The sequence below is a fragment of the Duganella caerulea genome (assembly GCF_040362985.1).
Lineage (GTDB): Bacteria > Pseudomonadota > Gammaproteobacteria > Burkholderiales > Burkholderiaceae_D > Rugamonas > Rugamonas vulcania.
Map to the genome: position 1 here is coordinate 20,012 of NZ_BPWJ01000010.1, position 13,661 is coordinate 33,672.

A 13,661-nucleotide genomic window follows, 5' to 3' on the forward strand; every position below is an offset into this window, starting at 1 on the left:
CATAATCATTGTAACAAGATCAAATCTCCTTGACAGTCACGCCGTCGATCTCGTACATTAAAGGCCATGACCTCGCATCTGCACCTATCCGCTTTCCTGCTATCGCCTACCAGCGCCCTATCGCTGGCAGCGCGCCTACTAGCACGCGCCTAATCCGCGTTCCAGCTGTACCCTGTGCCGGCCATAAGCCGCACCTGTCTACAAATCCCAGGAAAGTTTGCACCGATGTTCCCAGCCCTGTCGCTACTGCTAAAACTACCGATCGGTTGCCGAGCCTAGTATCCCGTGGCCGCGCGGCAGCCCTTCGCCACAACAGTGCGCCAACACCGATTCGTCGGACCGTGGCATCCGCAGTTCCCCATTTGAGACCAGGAGTACCCCATGATGTTGCAGAACCCAGCAGCGAAGTACCGCGCCTTCCCACCTGTCCAATTGTCCGACCGCCAGTGGCCGAACAACGTCATCTCCAAACCGCCGATCTGGATGAGCACCGATCTGCGCGATGGCAACCAGGCCCTGATCGAGCCAATGAGCGCCGAGAAAAAGCTGCGCTTCTTCGAACTGCTGGTGAAGATCGGCCTCAAGGAAATCGAAGTGGGCTTCCCTTCCGCCTCGCAGACCGACTTCGATTTCGTGCGCAAGCTGGTCGAGGAAAACCGCATCCCCGACGACGTCACCATCATCGTACTGACCCAGTCGCGCGATGAGCTGATCCGCCGCACGGTGGAATCGGCGGCCGGCGCCAAGCGCGCCATCGTCCACTTGTATAACTCGGTGGCGCCGGTGTTCCGCAAAGTGGTGTTCGGCATGTCGCGCGAAGAGATCACCAACATCGCCACCACCGGCACCAGGCTGGTGAAGGAGTTGATCAAGCAGCACCCGCAGACCGAATGGGGCTTCGAGTACACGCCTGAATCGTTCTCCACCACCGAACTCGATTTCTCCAAGCATATCTGCGACGCCGTCACCGCGATCTGGGAACCGACCCCGAACAACAAGATGATCATCAACCTGCCGTCGACGGTGGAGTGCAGCACGCCCAACGTCTACGCCGACCAGATCGAATGGATGTCGCGCAAGCTGGCCCGCCGCGATTCGCTGATCATCAGCGTCCACCCGCACAACGACCGCGGCACCGCCGTGGCCTCGGCCGAAATGGCCGTGATGGCCGGCGCCGACCGCGTCGAGGGCTGCCTGTTCGGCAACGGCGAACGCACCGGCAACGTCGACCTGGTCACGCTGGCCTTGAACCTGTACACGCAAGGCGTGCATCCGGGCCTGGACTTCTCCGACATCGACGAAGTGCGCAAGTGCGTCGAAGAGTGCAACCAGCTGCCGGTGCACCCGCGCCATCCATACGTCGGCGACCTGGTGTTCACCGCATTCTCCGGCTCGCACCAGGACGCGATCAAGAAGGGCTTCGCACAGCAGAACGAAGGCGCGCTGTGGGAGATCCCTTACTTGCCGATCGACCCGCAGGACCTGGGCCGCAGCTACGACGCCGTCATCCGCGTCAACAGCCAGTCCGGCAAGGGCGGCATGGCTTACCTGTTGGAGCAGGACTACGGCCTGGTGCTGCCGCGCCGCTTGCAGATTGAATTCAGCCGCGCCGTGCAGGCGGTGGCCGATTCCACCGGCCTGGAAATCACCGCCGACGGCATCTACGACATCTTCAGCAAGGAGTACTTCGAGCAGGCCACCCCGTACGCCTACAACGCGCACAAGATGATCGAAGACACCAGCAGCGACGAGCCGGTGCAGATCGATATCGCCCTCACCCACCGCAAGGCGCCATTGGCGCTGCAGGGTGGCGGCAACGGCCCTATCGACGCCTTCGTCAACGCGCTGGGCCTCGACATCAAACTGATGGACTACCATGAGCATTCGATCGGCTCGGGCGCCAACGCCAAGGCGGCCTGCTACGTCGAACTGCGCCTGGCCAACGGCCCGACGCTGTTCGGCGCCGCCATCGACAGCAACATCGTCACGGCCTCGTTCAAGGCGGTGCTGAGCGCCGTCAACCGCCAGCTGCGGCAGCAGGAAACCGCCGCCGCTCCAGCGGGCGCCGACGCCACCGCATAACCCATTCCCGGCCAGCCACCGCCAGAGCCGGATCCTGAAGGGCGCCCCACAAGGGCGCCCTTTCACATCCATCTCATCCAACGCCATGAACAAATCCGCACTCTCCGCCGCAGCCTTCCTGCTGGCCGCCGCCGGCGTCCACGCCGCACCGCCCGCCGGCCAGGACGCGCTGGCAGGCGCGCAAGCCGTTAGGCGACATGCCGCTGGCCGAAGTCGCGCACGGCGAACCGGGCGCCATTGTCTCGGCAGTGATGGAAGTGCTGGACAAGCAGAAGTAAGTTAGCGGGCCGCGCGCTTTTCCCTGAAAAATTCCCAGGCCGCTTCCGCCACTTCGAAGTCGGCGTTCTGCCGGCCTACCAGCTTGTTGATGAAATACGGATAGCGCTTGGTGATGCTGGGTTCCGCGTGGCCGCCGTTCTCGATTTTATACAGGCCCACTTGAAGGCCGTCCGCCGCGTCGCCCCACATCCAGCGCGTGACCCGCGTTTTGTCCCAAGGGTTCAGCTTTGGCAGCTCAAGCACGCTGGCTTGATCGGGAAGGCCGGCCAGTTCGCGCCAGGTTCGCGCGCTGTCCTCGATGCTGCAAACCGGATCGAGGAAGCCCAGCGTATAAAAGTACTTGCCTCCCCGGTAGGGCATCAACGGGTCGGCCGTGCAGCCGATAATCAGCGCCGGCAGCGCAACCGTGGGTGGGCGGGCGGCGTGAGGCGGCGGCATGCAGGAGAGGACGACCGAAAACGCCGCCAGCTTATGCGGAATCTCCACCGCCGCGCGGTAAGCCAGCAGGCCTCCACGGGACACGCCGATCAGGTAGACACGCGCGGCATCGACATCGTATTCGGCGACCGCCTTGTCGATCAGCGCAGAGATGAACGCCACGTCGTCCTTCTTCGCCACCTTCTCCGCGCTGGCGAAGCAATCGCTCCAGCCACCGGCGCCGGCATCCGCCGCCAGCACGACCACGTTCTCGCGTTCGGCGATCTCCAGCCACACCGATAGTGGCGACGGAGGGAACGCCTGCCCCATCACCTGTACGGCCGAAGCCCCGGCGCCATGCAGCACGATGACCAGCGGACGCTTGCCCTCCGCCCGCCGGCTGGGCTGTGCAAGCAAATAGCTACGCGTTCCCTCCGGCCGCAACAGCGTGCCCGGTGCGGTCTGCGCGCGGGCCGCGGAACCGTTGGAAGTACCAAGAAAAGCGGCCTTCAACCACGCACTCATACGTCCCGACATGCTTACTCCATCGACGGCACAACCGCCAGCGCGCGCGACATCATGATCTCATCGTGGAACCGGCCGTCGACGATCATCGAATCCGGCTCACGGCCGAATTCGATGAAGCCCAGCGATTCATACAGACCAACCGCTTCCGCATTGCCGGCGGTGACCGAAATGGTCACGCGCAGCACATCCTCCATCGTGGCGGCGAACGCCAGCGCATGCTCCATCAGCTGCCGCCCTATGCCGCGTCCCCGATGGCTTTCAGCGACATACATCGCGCGGACATAAGCCTTGTGGCGAACCTTGAGCGCAGTCTCGCGCCCGACGCCGACAAGGCCAACCAATTGCCCGCCGTCGAAAGCGCCGAACATATTGCGGCCCGAATCCGGCGCCAGCCTGGACTCGATCGTCGACAGCGGCGTGTCGCACTCCTCCTCGTAGCTGGAACCGAACGCGGACGAAGAGCCGCGCAGCCCCGCCAGCCGCAGGGCCTGGAACGCGGCGGCGTCGGATGAAACCAATCTGCGTATAAGCATGCTGCTTCCGGGCTGTTAGTGAATAGCCAATTATAGCGGCAACTCGAAGCGATAACCTACGCCATACACCGATTGCAGGCACTCGGCATCCGGCAGCTTGCGGCGGATGTTCTTGATGTGCGAATCGACGGTACGGTCGCCGATGTCGCGCTGGTCCTGGTGCGCAAAGTCGAGCAGTTGCTGGCGTGTGTAGACGCGGCTCGGGTTGTCGATCAACTCGGCCAGCAGGCGAAACTCCAGTGGAGTCAATGCCAGCGCCGCGCCCTTGTGCAGCACGCGCATGCCGGCGCGGTCGATCTGGAACGGCGAGCCTGAAGCCGCCGGCGCTTGCTGTGCCACCGCCCCGCTGCGCCGCAAATGCACGCGCACGCGGGCCACCACCTCGCGCGGGCTGAATGGCTTGCAGACGTAATCGTCGGCGCCGCTGTCCAATCCCAGCAGGCGGTCGATCTCGTCCACGCGGGCGGTCAGCATGATGATGGGTAGCTGGGAGAAGACGCGCACCTCGCGGCACACGCCGATGCCGTCCAGCTCCGGCAGCATCAGGTCCAGCAGCACCAGATCCACACCGCCGTTGCGGACGATGTCGACCGCGCTGCGGCCGTCGGCGGCCAGCCGCGTGGTCCAGCCGGCGGCGTTCATGTAATCCGCCAGCAGCGCGGCGATCTTGGTGTCGTCTTCAACGATCAGGATATTGGGCACGTCTTCGCTTCCTATGTTTTCAACGGCAGGCGCACCGTTATTTTGACACCGCCCAGCACCGACGGCGCGGCGATGATGCTGCCGCCGTGCGCCTCGACCAGCGCTTTGCAGATCGCCAGCCCCAGCCCGCTGCCGCCGCGTTCGCGCGTGCGGGCGCCGTCCACGCGGTACAGCCGCTCGAAGATGCTGCCAAGGACGGCGGCCGGCACGCCAGGCGCGCTGTCTTCCACCACGATCTCCGCATGCCCGCCGGCGCTGCCCAGCGCGACCACCACCTGGCCGCCGCTGTCGGTGTAGCGCAGACTGTTTTCCAGCAGGTTGGTGAACACCTGCTGCAGACGGCCAGCGTCGCCTTGCAGCAGCAACGGCGCGGACGGCAGGCTCCAGCTCAGGTCCAGGCCGCACTTCTGCGCGCGCGGCTGGTAGCGCTCCAGCGTTGGGCGCAGCAGCTCGGCCAGATTCAGTTCGTGCCAGTGATAATGCAGGTCGCCCGAGTCGGCCATCGTCAGCTGGTGCAGGTCGTCGACCAGTTTATTCAGGCGCAGCACTTCGGCATGCAGCGATTGCAGCGCGCTCGCGTCGGCCTGGCGAATGCCATCCAACAGCGCTTCGATCTCGCCGCGTATCACCGTCAACGGCGTGCGCAGTTCGTGCGAGACGTCGGCCAGCATCTTGCGCCGCTGGCGTTCGCTGTCCTCCAGGGCTTCGGCCATGGCGTTGACGTGCAGCGCCAGTTCCGCCACCTCGTCGCGCGACAGCAAGGGGGCGCGGGCGCTCAATTCGCCCAGCGCCAGCCGCGCCGTCACGTCGCGCAGCGCGGCCACGGGGCGCAGCAAATGGCGTGCAAGCCAGATCGCCGCCAGCACCGCAAGGCCGATCAGCACGACAGACAGCAGCAGGATCGATTGCAGCTGCTCGCGCAGGAAGACGGTGGCGCTGGAGTCCTCTCCGCCGGTCTGCCGCAAGGGCATCAGCCGCATGTGGCCGACCACGACGCCATCGACCTTGATCGCCCGGTCCACGCCTTGCGGCAGGTCGGGAGGGCCGATCAACCTGCGGCCCTCGGCGTCGGTGATCGAGATGCGCGATGCGAAGTCCAATGGATCGTTGCGGCGTGGTGGCGGCGCTTCGCCTGGCGGCGGATCGGCGCGCGGCGGCGAATCCACAAGCCGCTGCGGCGCGCCTCGAGCCGGCCCGTAGCCCCGCTGTGGCGCCGCGCCATACGCCGGTGAATCATTGCGTTGCGGCGGCTCGTCCCTCGCCGGCCCGTAACCTCGCGGTGGCGGCGCGCCGTCGGGCGGCGGTGGAGCACGGCGGCCGTGGCGCGGACGGTGCGCATCGCCATCCGGCTCGAACACCTGGCTGCGCGGCGTCATCCGCGCCAGCACGTCGCCGAGCGCGCGCGGCTGCCCGCGCAACCATTCGAAATTACCCTCGGTGCGATAGCGGTCCTCCAGCAGCTCGCGCAGCTGGTCGAAGTCCTGGACCTGCAGTTCGTTGAGATAAGCGACGAAGCCGCGCTTGAGGTTACTGCTGGCCACCCACGCCATCGTGCCCACGCACAGGATGACGATAGCGGTCACCGCCAGCGCGATCTTGCGGGCGATGGTCAACCGCATGGCTGGCTCCTTGGCTTCATGCCTCCATCATAACCGCCAAATGTGGAGAAATTATGAGGCACTGGCAAAAACGAGACATCACCACCCGCCTTCATTTTTTCTACACATTTGCACGGCAATCTCGCACCGTCACCACACCAGACGGAGAACACCATGTATCAACGCGCGCTTTACCTGACACCGGCCATCGTCGCAACCCTGCTGGCCGCATGCGGCGGCAGCGACCCGGCGGCGACCAACAACACAGTCACCGCCACAGAAGGCGTGCAGCAGAGCGCCGCACCGACCTCCCCCGCCACGCAGTCCGGCGTCTCCGTGCTGGCCGCTGCCGCCCCGGTGGCCCCGCCCGTGGTGCTGGCCCAGGTGGCCAACGACGAAGGCACATCGCTCACCTTCAGCACCGCGGGCGCGGTGGACACGGCCAATCCCTTCTTCAAACCCTTCGGCAATGGCCGCTCCTGCGCCACCTGCCACCAGCCGGACAATGGCTGGAGCATCGGCCCGGACAAACTGGCCGAGCGCTTCACCAACAGCGGCGGCACCGATCCGGTGTTCCGCCTGGTGGACGGCGCCGTCTCGCCACTGGCCGCCACCGCCACGCTGGACCAGAAGCGCGTCGCCTACAGCATGCTGCTGACCAAGGGCCTGATCCGCGTCGGCCTGCCGATGCCCACCGGCGCCGAGTTCACGCTGGTCAAAACGGAAGACCCGTACAACTACGCCAGCGCCAAGGAGCTGTCGCTGTTCCGCCGCCCGCTACCCACCACCAACCTCAAATTCACCAGCAGCGTGATGTGGGACAGCCGCGAAACCGCCAGCGATCCCGCCTCCGCCCTGTGCCTGAAGGACGCGCGGCCCACGCAGTGCTTCGCCACGGCCGACGCCAGCCTGCTGCATCAGGCCAACGACGCCGTGCGCGGCCACGCCGAAGCGGCGCAGGACCTGACCGCCGCCGAGCAGCGCGCAATCGTCGATTTCGAAAAGACGCTGTTCACCACCCAGGTCAGCTCCATCGACGCCGGCAGCCTGACCGACGCCGGCGCGCTGGGCGGCCCGGCGCGGCTGGCCTCCGCCGCCTTCTACTTCGGCATCAACGACCTCGAATCCGGCGACTATCAGACCGGCGCGCCGTTCAACCGCAACGTGATGGCGATCTTCGGCGCGTGGCGCAACCTGGATCGTCCCGCGCCGCCACCGCCACCTGCGCGCGGCCGCCCCGCTCCACCGCCGCCGGCGCCACCAAGCCCGCAGAACCTGGCCCGCGCCTCGATCGCGCGCGGCGAACAAATCTTCAACAACAAGCCGTTCAACATCACCGGCGTGGCCGGCTTCAACGACGAGTTGCGGCGTCCTTTGCAGCGCGGCACCTGCGCCAGCTGCCACGACACGCCCGCCTCCGGCACCCACTCGATCGTCCGCATGTTCAACACCGGCGTCTCCGACGGATCCCGCCGCACGGCCGACATGCCGCTCTACACGCTGCGCAACAACGTCACCGGCGAGACGGTGGCCACCACCGATCCAGGCGCCGCCATGCAAACAGGGAAATGGAAGGACATCGGCCGCGTCAAGGTTCCTGGCCTGCGCGGCATCGAATCGCGCTCGCCCTACTTCCACAACGGCTCGGTGCACACGATCGAGGATATCGTGACCTTCTACGACAAGCGCTTCGCCATCGGCTTCACCGCGCAGGAGGCGGCCGACCTGGCGGCCTTCATGAAGGCACTGTAAGCCTCACGGCGCCAGGCGCGCCAGCCGGATGCCCGTGAACTGCCAGCGGGCGCCGGCGGGGAAGAAATTGCGATAGCTGGCGCGCGCGTGGCCGTCCGGCGTGGCGCAGGACGAGCCGCGCAGCACATACTGGTTCAGCATGAATTTTCCGTTGTACTCGCCCAGCGCACCGGGCGCGCACTGGTAGCCCGGATAGGGAGCGTAGCTGCTGCTGGTCCACTGCCAGCAGTGCCCGAACATCTGCAACAACCCGTCCGCGTCGGCGGCGCCGGCAGGATGCAGCGAACCGTTTTCCACCACCGCGCACGCGGCGGCGAATTCCCATTCCGCCTCGGTCGGCAAACGGGCGCCGGCCCAATGCGCATAAGCATCCGCTTCATACAGCGACAAATGCGTCGCGGGCCGCGACAGGTCCAGCGCCTGCGCGCCGTGCAGCGTGAATTCCTGCCACTGTCCCTTTTCGTCCTGATGCCAGTACATCGGACAATTCAGGTTCTGGCTGCGCACCCAGTCCCAGCCCTCGGCCAGCCACAAGGCGGCGTTGAAGTAGCCGCCGGCGGCGATGAATTCCAGGTACTCGCCGTTGGTCACCAGCCGCGAGGCCAGCTCGAACGGCGCCACGTACTGCTTGTGGCGCGGCAGCTCGTTGTCGAAGCAGAAGCCGTCGCCCTGGTAGCCGATGTCGGTAAGACCGCCCTCGAACGGCAGCCAGGCCATCGCCGGCGCCGCCTTGGCGCGCGCCAGCGGCACGTCCATGTACTCGGGCAGCAGCACGCTTTGCGCCAGCAGGTGCTTGACATCGGTGAGCATCAGCTCCTGGTGCTGCTGCTCATGCTCTAATCCCAGCGTGACCAGCATCGTCAACTGCGCGCGCCGCTCGGCATCGAGGTCGGCGGCCAGCAGGCGGGCGATGCGGGCATCGACATCGGCGCGGTAGGCGCGCACCTGTGCCATCGAGGGCCGCGTCAGCAGGCCGCGCTGCGCGCGCGGATGCTTCTCGCCGATGCCGTTGTAGTAGGAGTTGAACAGCACCCGGAACGCCGGATGGAACGGTGCGAAATCCGCCTCCATGCGCTCAAGGATGAAGGTCTCGAAGAACCAGGTGGTGTGCGCCAGGTGCCACTTGATGGGACTCGCATCCGGCATCGACTGCGCGCCGCAATCCTCGTCGGTCAGCGGCTCGGCCAGCGCCAGCGAACGGCGGCGCACCTTGTCGTAGCGGGCGTTAAGGTCCAGTTTCGGTGGGCGCATGTCCATGGGCGTGATCGGCTTTCAGGAAGGAGTGACTTGGGCGTGGATGACGGCGAACCAGTTCGATGGATCGGTCCAGACCTGGGCCGACGAAAAGCCGGCCCGCTCCAGCAGGCCGACGAAGGACTGCCGCGTGTACTTGTAGCTGTCCTCGGTGTGGATACGGTCGCCGCGCGCGAATTGGCGTTCGCCGCCGCTCCAGCGCACGGTCAGCGCGGCGCGCGCCTCCAGGTGCATCTCGATGCGGCTGCCCTCCTCGTTGAAGAAGGCCCGGTGCTGCCACTGGCCGACATCGAAGTCCGCTCCGGCCAGGTGATTCAGATGGCGCAGCATGTTCAGGTTGAAGGCCGCCGTGACGCCCAGCGCATCGTCATAGGCGGCGTCCAGCACGGCGCTGTCCTTGATCAAGTCCACGCCGATCAGCAGGCCGCCATCGGCGCCGGCGTTGTCGCGCAGGCCACGCAGGAAGCTCACCGCCTGCTCCGGCGAGAAATTGCCAATCGACGAACCGGGATAGAAGAACAGCCGGCGGCCATGCCGCACGCTGTCCGGCAGATCGAAGCCATTGGAAAAGTCCAGCCCCAGCGCGGTCATCTCGATCTCCGGGAAGCGCTGCTGCAGACGGCTGACCGCCTCGGTGAGGAAATCGCGCGAGATATCGACCGGCACATACTGCGCCGGCTGCAGCAGCGGGAACAGGCTGGCGGCCTTGGCGCAGTTACCCGCGCCAAGGTCGATCAACACGGCGCCGGTGCCGATGGCGCGCGCCATGTCCGCGCCATGCAGGGCAAAGATGGCGGCCTCGGTGCGGGTCGGATAATATTCGGGAAGCTCGCAAATGGCCTCGAACAGCTTGGAACCCAGGCCGTCGTACAGGTACTTGGGCGAGATGTGCGGGCGTGCGGCCAGCAGGCCGGCGCTGATTTCCGCGACCACCTCCGCGCTGCCATGCGCATGCTGCCGCTGCTGCGGCGCAGGCGTGTTGCTGTCGTCGGGCGAAACAACACGGATCGCCGAAGAGCGGGACATCTGCATATATGCTCTGCCTTTAAAAGATGGTCATCCCTGCTGCGGATAACATTTTTGTTATGATAGCCGAATATCCATTTTGCAGTGCCGGGCCGATAAAACCGTGCGGTCTTTCACATTCGTCGAAATCGACATATAAATCTTACAAAAAAAGGGCTCCCGACCATGAAATTTTCCGCCATGCGCACCATCAAATCCCTGTTCGCCGCCGGCCTGATGCTGGCAGCAGCGCACTCCCAGGCGCAATCGGCCGACCACGTGTTCCGCGTGTCCGCCATTCCGGACGAGGCGCCGACCGAATTGCAGCGCAAGTTCAAGCCGCTGGGCGAGTACCTGGAAAAGAAAATCGGCATGAAGGTCGAGTTCACCCCGGTCACCGACTACGCCGCCTCGGTCGAAGCGCTGATCAACAAGAAGGTCGACATGGTCTGGTTCGGCGGCTTCACCTTCGTGCAGGCCAAGGACCGCAGCAAGAACCAGATCACGCCACTGGTGCAGCGCGCCGAAGATGAAAAATTCCGCTCCGTCTTCATCACCACCAACAAGGACATCCACAAGCTGGAAGACCTGAAGGGCCACACGCTGAGCTTTGGTTCGGAGTCGTCTACCTCGGGCCACCTGATGCCGCGCTCCTACCTGCTGGCCGCGAAGGTCAATCCGGACACCGACCTGAAACGCATCGCCTTCTCCGGCGCGCATGACGCCACCGTGGCCGCTGTCGCAGGCGGCAAGGTCGATGCCGGCGCGCTGAACATCTCGGTGTGGGAAAAAATGGTCGCCGAGAAGAAGGTCGATCCAACCGTGGTCCGCGTGTTCTACACCACGCCCGGCTACTACGACTACAACTGGAGCGTGCGCACCGACATGAACGCGGACCTGAAGAAAAAGCTGACCGACGCCTTCCTGGCGCTGGACGCCAAGAACCCACAGGACAAAGCCATCATGGACCTGCAGCGCGCCTCCAAGTTCATCCCGACCAAGGCTGAGAACTACACCGCGATCGAAGCCGCCGCACAAAACGCGGGCCTGCTGAAGAAGTAATCGATGTCCACTTACGACCTGCGGAACCTGACGGTGCGCCACATTGGTGCATCGCAGGCATCCGCGCTGCATGGGATCTCCCTGACGATCGAACAGGGCGAGCAACTGGCCCTGATCGGCCCATCCGGCGCCGGCAAGACCACCTTGCTGGCGACGCTGGCCTGCGCCCACCAGCCGGCCGATGGCGGCTTCCAGGCCTTCGGCGTCGATCCGTGGGCGCTGGGCCACGCGGAGCGCCATCGCCTGCGCGCGCAGTTGTTCCTGGCGCCGCAAACGCCGCCGCTGCCGCCGCGCCAGCGCGTGGTGACGGCGGTGCTGGCCGCGCGCCTGCCGCAATGGAGCTTGTGGCGCGCCCTGGTCTCGCTGTTCAAGCCTGCCGACCCCGAAGCGGCCTGGCAGGCGCTGTCGCGCTTTAACCTCGGCGACAAACTGTATTCCCGCGTCGACCGCCTGTCCGGCGGCGAACGCCAACGCTGCGGCCTGGCGCGCCTGCTGCTGTCGCCGGCCAAGGCGCTGCTGGTGGACGAGCCGCTGTCCGCGCTCGACCCGGTGCTGTCCGAACTGACGCTGTCCACCCTGCGCGACGAAGCCAGGGCCCGCAACGCCACCCTGATCTGCAGCCTGCACCAGGTCGACCTGGCGCTGAGCCACTTCCCGCGCATCGTCGGCCTGCGCGACGGCCGCATCGAATTCGACCTGCCGCGCGCCCAGGTCACGCCCGACATGATCGCCGCGCTGTACCAGGGCGAACAACCCGCCGCCAGCGCCAAGCCGCTGGACCACGAGGCGATGGCGGTCAAGCTCGGCGTCGGCGCCTGCCTGTGATGGCGACGTTGTCCTCCCATCCGGATCCGGCCTGGCGCGGCCGCGTGGCCGCCACCGCCGTCTGCCTGCTGATCCTGTGGCCCGCGCTGGTGGTCACCGAATTCAAGCCGTGGATACTGTTCGACTGGCAGAGCCTCACAGCCACCGGCCGCTTCCTGGCCGACTTCCTGGTGCCCGCGCACAGTTCCGAATTCCTCGCCATGCTGCTGGAGCAGACCTGGCTGACCGTCGCCATCGCCACCTCCGGCCTGGCCCTGGCGCTGCTGGGCGCCATTCCCGCCACGCTGATCGTCAACGAACAGCTGTCGATCTCGCGCCTGGGCACGGGCCGCATGCGGCCCCTGGCCATGCTGCTGCGCCAGTCGGTGCGCTGGACGCTGGTGGTGCTGCGCAGCGTGCCAGAGCTGGTGTGGGCGCTGCTGTTCGTGCGCATCATCGGCCTGGGGCCGACCGCCGGCGTGCTGGCCATCGCCCTCACCTACTGCGGCATGCTGGGCAAGGTGTACGCCGAGATCCTCGAATCGTCCGACTCCCACGCCAGCGACACGCTGCTGGCCAACGGCAGCGGGCGACTGGCGGCGCTGATGTATGGCGCGCTGCCGGAAGCGGCGTCGGAACTGATGTCCTACACTTTCTACCGCTGGGAATGCGCGGTGCGCGGCTCCGTGGTGATGGGCTTTGTCGGCGCCGGCGGCCTCGGTCAGCGCATGGACGAATCGATGAAGATGCTGGCCGGCGCCGAAGTGTCGTCCATGCTGCTGGTGTTCGTGCTGCTGGTGGCGCTGGCCGACCAGTTCTCCAAAGTCCTGCGGAGGCGCCTCGGATGAACCACACCATGCCCAAACCGCCGCGCCGCGACTGGACCGTGCTGGCCATGCTGGCCATGCTGGCGGTGCTGGTCGTGGCCAGCTTCGCCTCGCTGCCGCTGAAGTGGCGCGAGTTCTTCACGCTGGAGGCGGTCAACAGCTCGCTGGAGCTGCTGGCCGGCTTCGCACCGCCCGACCTGTCCGCGCCCTTCCTGGCCAAAACCGGCTGGGCCGCGCTGGAAACGATGGCCATGTCCGCGCTCGGCACGCTGCTGGCGGTGATGGCCGGCCTGGCGTTCTCGCTGTCCGCGTCCGGCCGCTTCGGCCACGTGGCGCGCTCGCTGATGCGCGGCCTGCTCAATGTGCTGCGCTCCATTCCGGAACTGGTATGGGCCTCGATCCTGCTGATCGCCTGCGGCCTGGGGCCGTTCGGCGGCACGCTGGCGCTGGGCGCGCACACCGCCGGCGTGCTGGGACGCCTGTTCGCCGACTCGCTGGAGAACGCCGCGCCGCTGCCGGAACAAAGCCTGCGCACCAATGGCGCCTCCGCCGCCGCGGCCTTCTTCTACGCCACGCTGCCGCAAACGCTGCCGCAGATGCTGTCCTACACGCTGTACCGCTGGGAGAACAACATCCGCGCCGCCGCCATCCTGGGCGTGGTCGGCGCCGGCGGACTGGGACAGATGCTCAAGTACCACCTGTCGCTGTTCCAGATGCAGAAGGCCGCCACCGTCATCATCGCCATGCTGCTGCTGGTCGCGCTGGTCGATGGCATCAGCTTCGCGCTGCGCCGCTTCCTCACCCGCTAAACTTCGCCA

12 protein-coding genes are annotated in these 13,661 nt (G+C 66.1%); 6 read left to right on the forward strand and 6 right to left on the reverse strand.

The annotated features are described in order from the left end of the window. The first annotated feature begins 381 nt into the window (after positions 1 to 381). On the forward strand, positions 382 to 2,082 hold the full coding sequence (gene leuA / locus ACUJB0_RS25725) for a 2-isopropylmalate synthase (RefSeq protein WP_444847720.1): 1,701 nt from the start codon (positions 382 to 384) through the stop codon (positions 2,080 to 2,082). Positions 2,083 to 2,361: 279 nt separating this feature from the next. On the opposite strand, the gene ACUJB0_RS25730 is transcribed toward leuA, so the two are convergent. From ACUJB0_RS25730 to ACUJB0_RS25745, 4 genes are read right to left on the reverse strand one after another with little or no spacing between them, the layout of a single operon-like run. Continuing rightward, positions 2,362 to 3,315: a CE1 family esterase gene (locus ACUJB0_RS25730; protein ID WP_444847721.1), complete on the reverse strand. Its 954-nt coding sequence runs from the start codon at positions 3,313 to 3,315 to the stop codon at positions 2,362 to 2,364. 2 nt (positions 3,316 to 3,317) lie between these two features. Then, positions 3,318 to 3,839: a GNAT family N-acetyltransferase gene (locus ACUJB0_RS25735; protein ID WP_444847722.1), complete on the reverse strand. Its 522-nt coding sequence runs from the start codon at positions 3,837 to 3,839 to the stop codon at positions 3,318 to 3,320. Between the two features lie 30 nt (positions 3,840 to 3,869). Further along, positions 3,870 to 4,541 carry a response regulator gene (locus ACUJB0_RS25740; protein ID WP_444847723.1) on the reverse strand — a complete coding sequence of 224 codons (672 nt, stop codon included), beginning with the start codon at positions 4,539 to 4,541 and terminating at the stop codon, positions 3,870 to 3,872. Between the two features lie 11 nt (positions 4,542 to 4,552). Continuing rightward, on the reverse strand, positions 4,553 to 6,160 hold the full coding sequence (locus ACUJB0_RS25745; RefSeq protein WP_444847724.1) for an ATP-binding protein: 1,608 nt from the start codon (positions 6,158 to 6,160) through the stop codon (positions 4,553 to 4,555). 153 nt (positions 6,161 to 6,313) lie between these two features. Here ACUJB0_RS25745 and ACUJB0_RS25750 point away from each other — a divergent pair, with 153 nt between their 5' ends. After that, positions 6,314 to 7,891 carry a cytochrome C gene (locus ACUJB0_RS25750; RefSeq protein ID WP_444847725.1) on the forward strand — a complete coding sequence of 526 codons (1,578 nt, stop codon included), beginning with the start codon at positions 6,314 to 6,316 and terminating at the stop codon, positions 7,889 to 7,891. A gap of 3 nt (positions 7,892 to 7,894) precedes the next feature. Here the strand turns inward: ACUJB0_RS25750 and egtB are convergent, their stop codons facing one another. Then, on the reverse strand, positions 7,895 to 9,148 hold the full coding sequence (gene egtB, locus ACUJB0_RS25755; RefSeq protein ID WP_444847726.1) for an ergothioneine biosynthesis protein EgtB: 1,254 nt from the start codon (positions 9,146 to 9,148) through the stop codon (positions 7,895 to 7,897). Positions 9,149 to 9,163: 15 nt separating this feature from the next. Beyond that, entirely contained in the window at positions 9,164 to 10,177 is a 1,014-nt protein-coding gene (gene egtD / locus ACUJB0_RS25760; RefSeq protein ID WP_444847727.1) for an L-histidine N(alpha)-methyltransferase, read from the reverse strand. A 159-nt stretch (positions 10,178 to 10,336) separates the two neighbouring features. Between egtD and ACUJB0_RS25765 the strand changes: the two genes are divergently transcribed. From ACUJB0_RS25765 to phnE, 4 genes are read left to right on the forward strand one after another with little or no spacing between them, the layout of a single operon-like run. Beyond that, positions 10,337 to 11,212, forward strand: a complete 876-nt coding sequence (locus tag ACUJB0_RS25765; RefSeq protein WP_444847728.1) for a putative selenate ABC transporter substrate-binding protein — start codon at positions 10,337 to 10,339, stop codon at positions 11,210 to 11,212. Between the two features lie 3 nt (positions 11,213 to 11,215). Further along, a complete protein-coding gene (locus tag ACUJB0_RS25770) occupies positions 11,216 to 12,037 on the forward strand; it encodes a phosphonate ABC transporter ATP-binding protein (protein ID WP_444847729.1) in 822 nt (273 codons plus the stop codon). Beyond that, positions 12,037 to 12,864: a PhnE/PtxC family ABC transporter permease gene (locus ACUJB0_RS25775; RefSeq protein WP_444847730.1), complete on the forward strand. Its 828-nt coding sequence runs from the start codon at positions 12,037 to 12,039 to the stop codon at positions 12,862 to 12,864. Before ACUJB0_RS25770 ends, ACUJB0_RS25775 begins: the two co-directional genes overlap by 1 nt. Further along, entirely contained in the window at positions 12,861 to 13,652 is a 792-nt protein-coding gene (gene phnE, locus ACUJB0_RS25780) for a phosphonate ABC transporter, permease protein PhnE (protein WP_444847731.1), read from the forward strand. Before ACUJB0_RS25775 ends, phnE begins: the two co-directional genes overlap by 4 nt. The last annotated feature ends 9 nt before the right edge of the window (positions 13,653 to 13,661 follow it).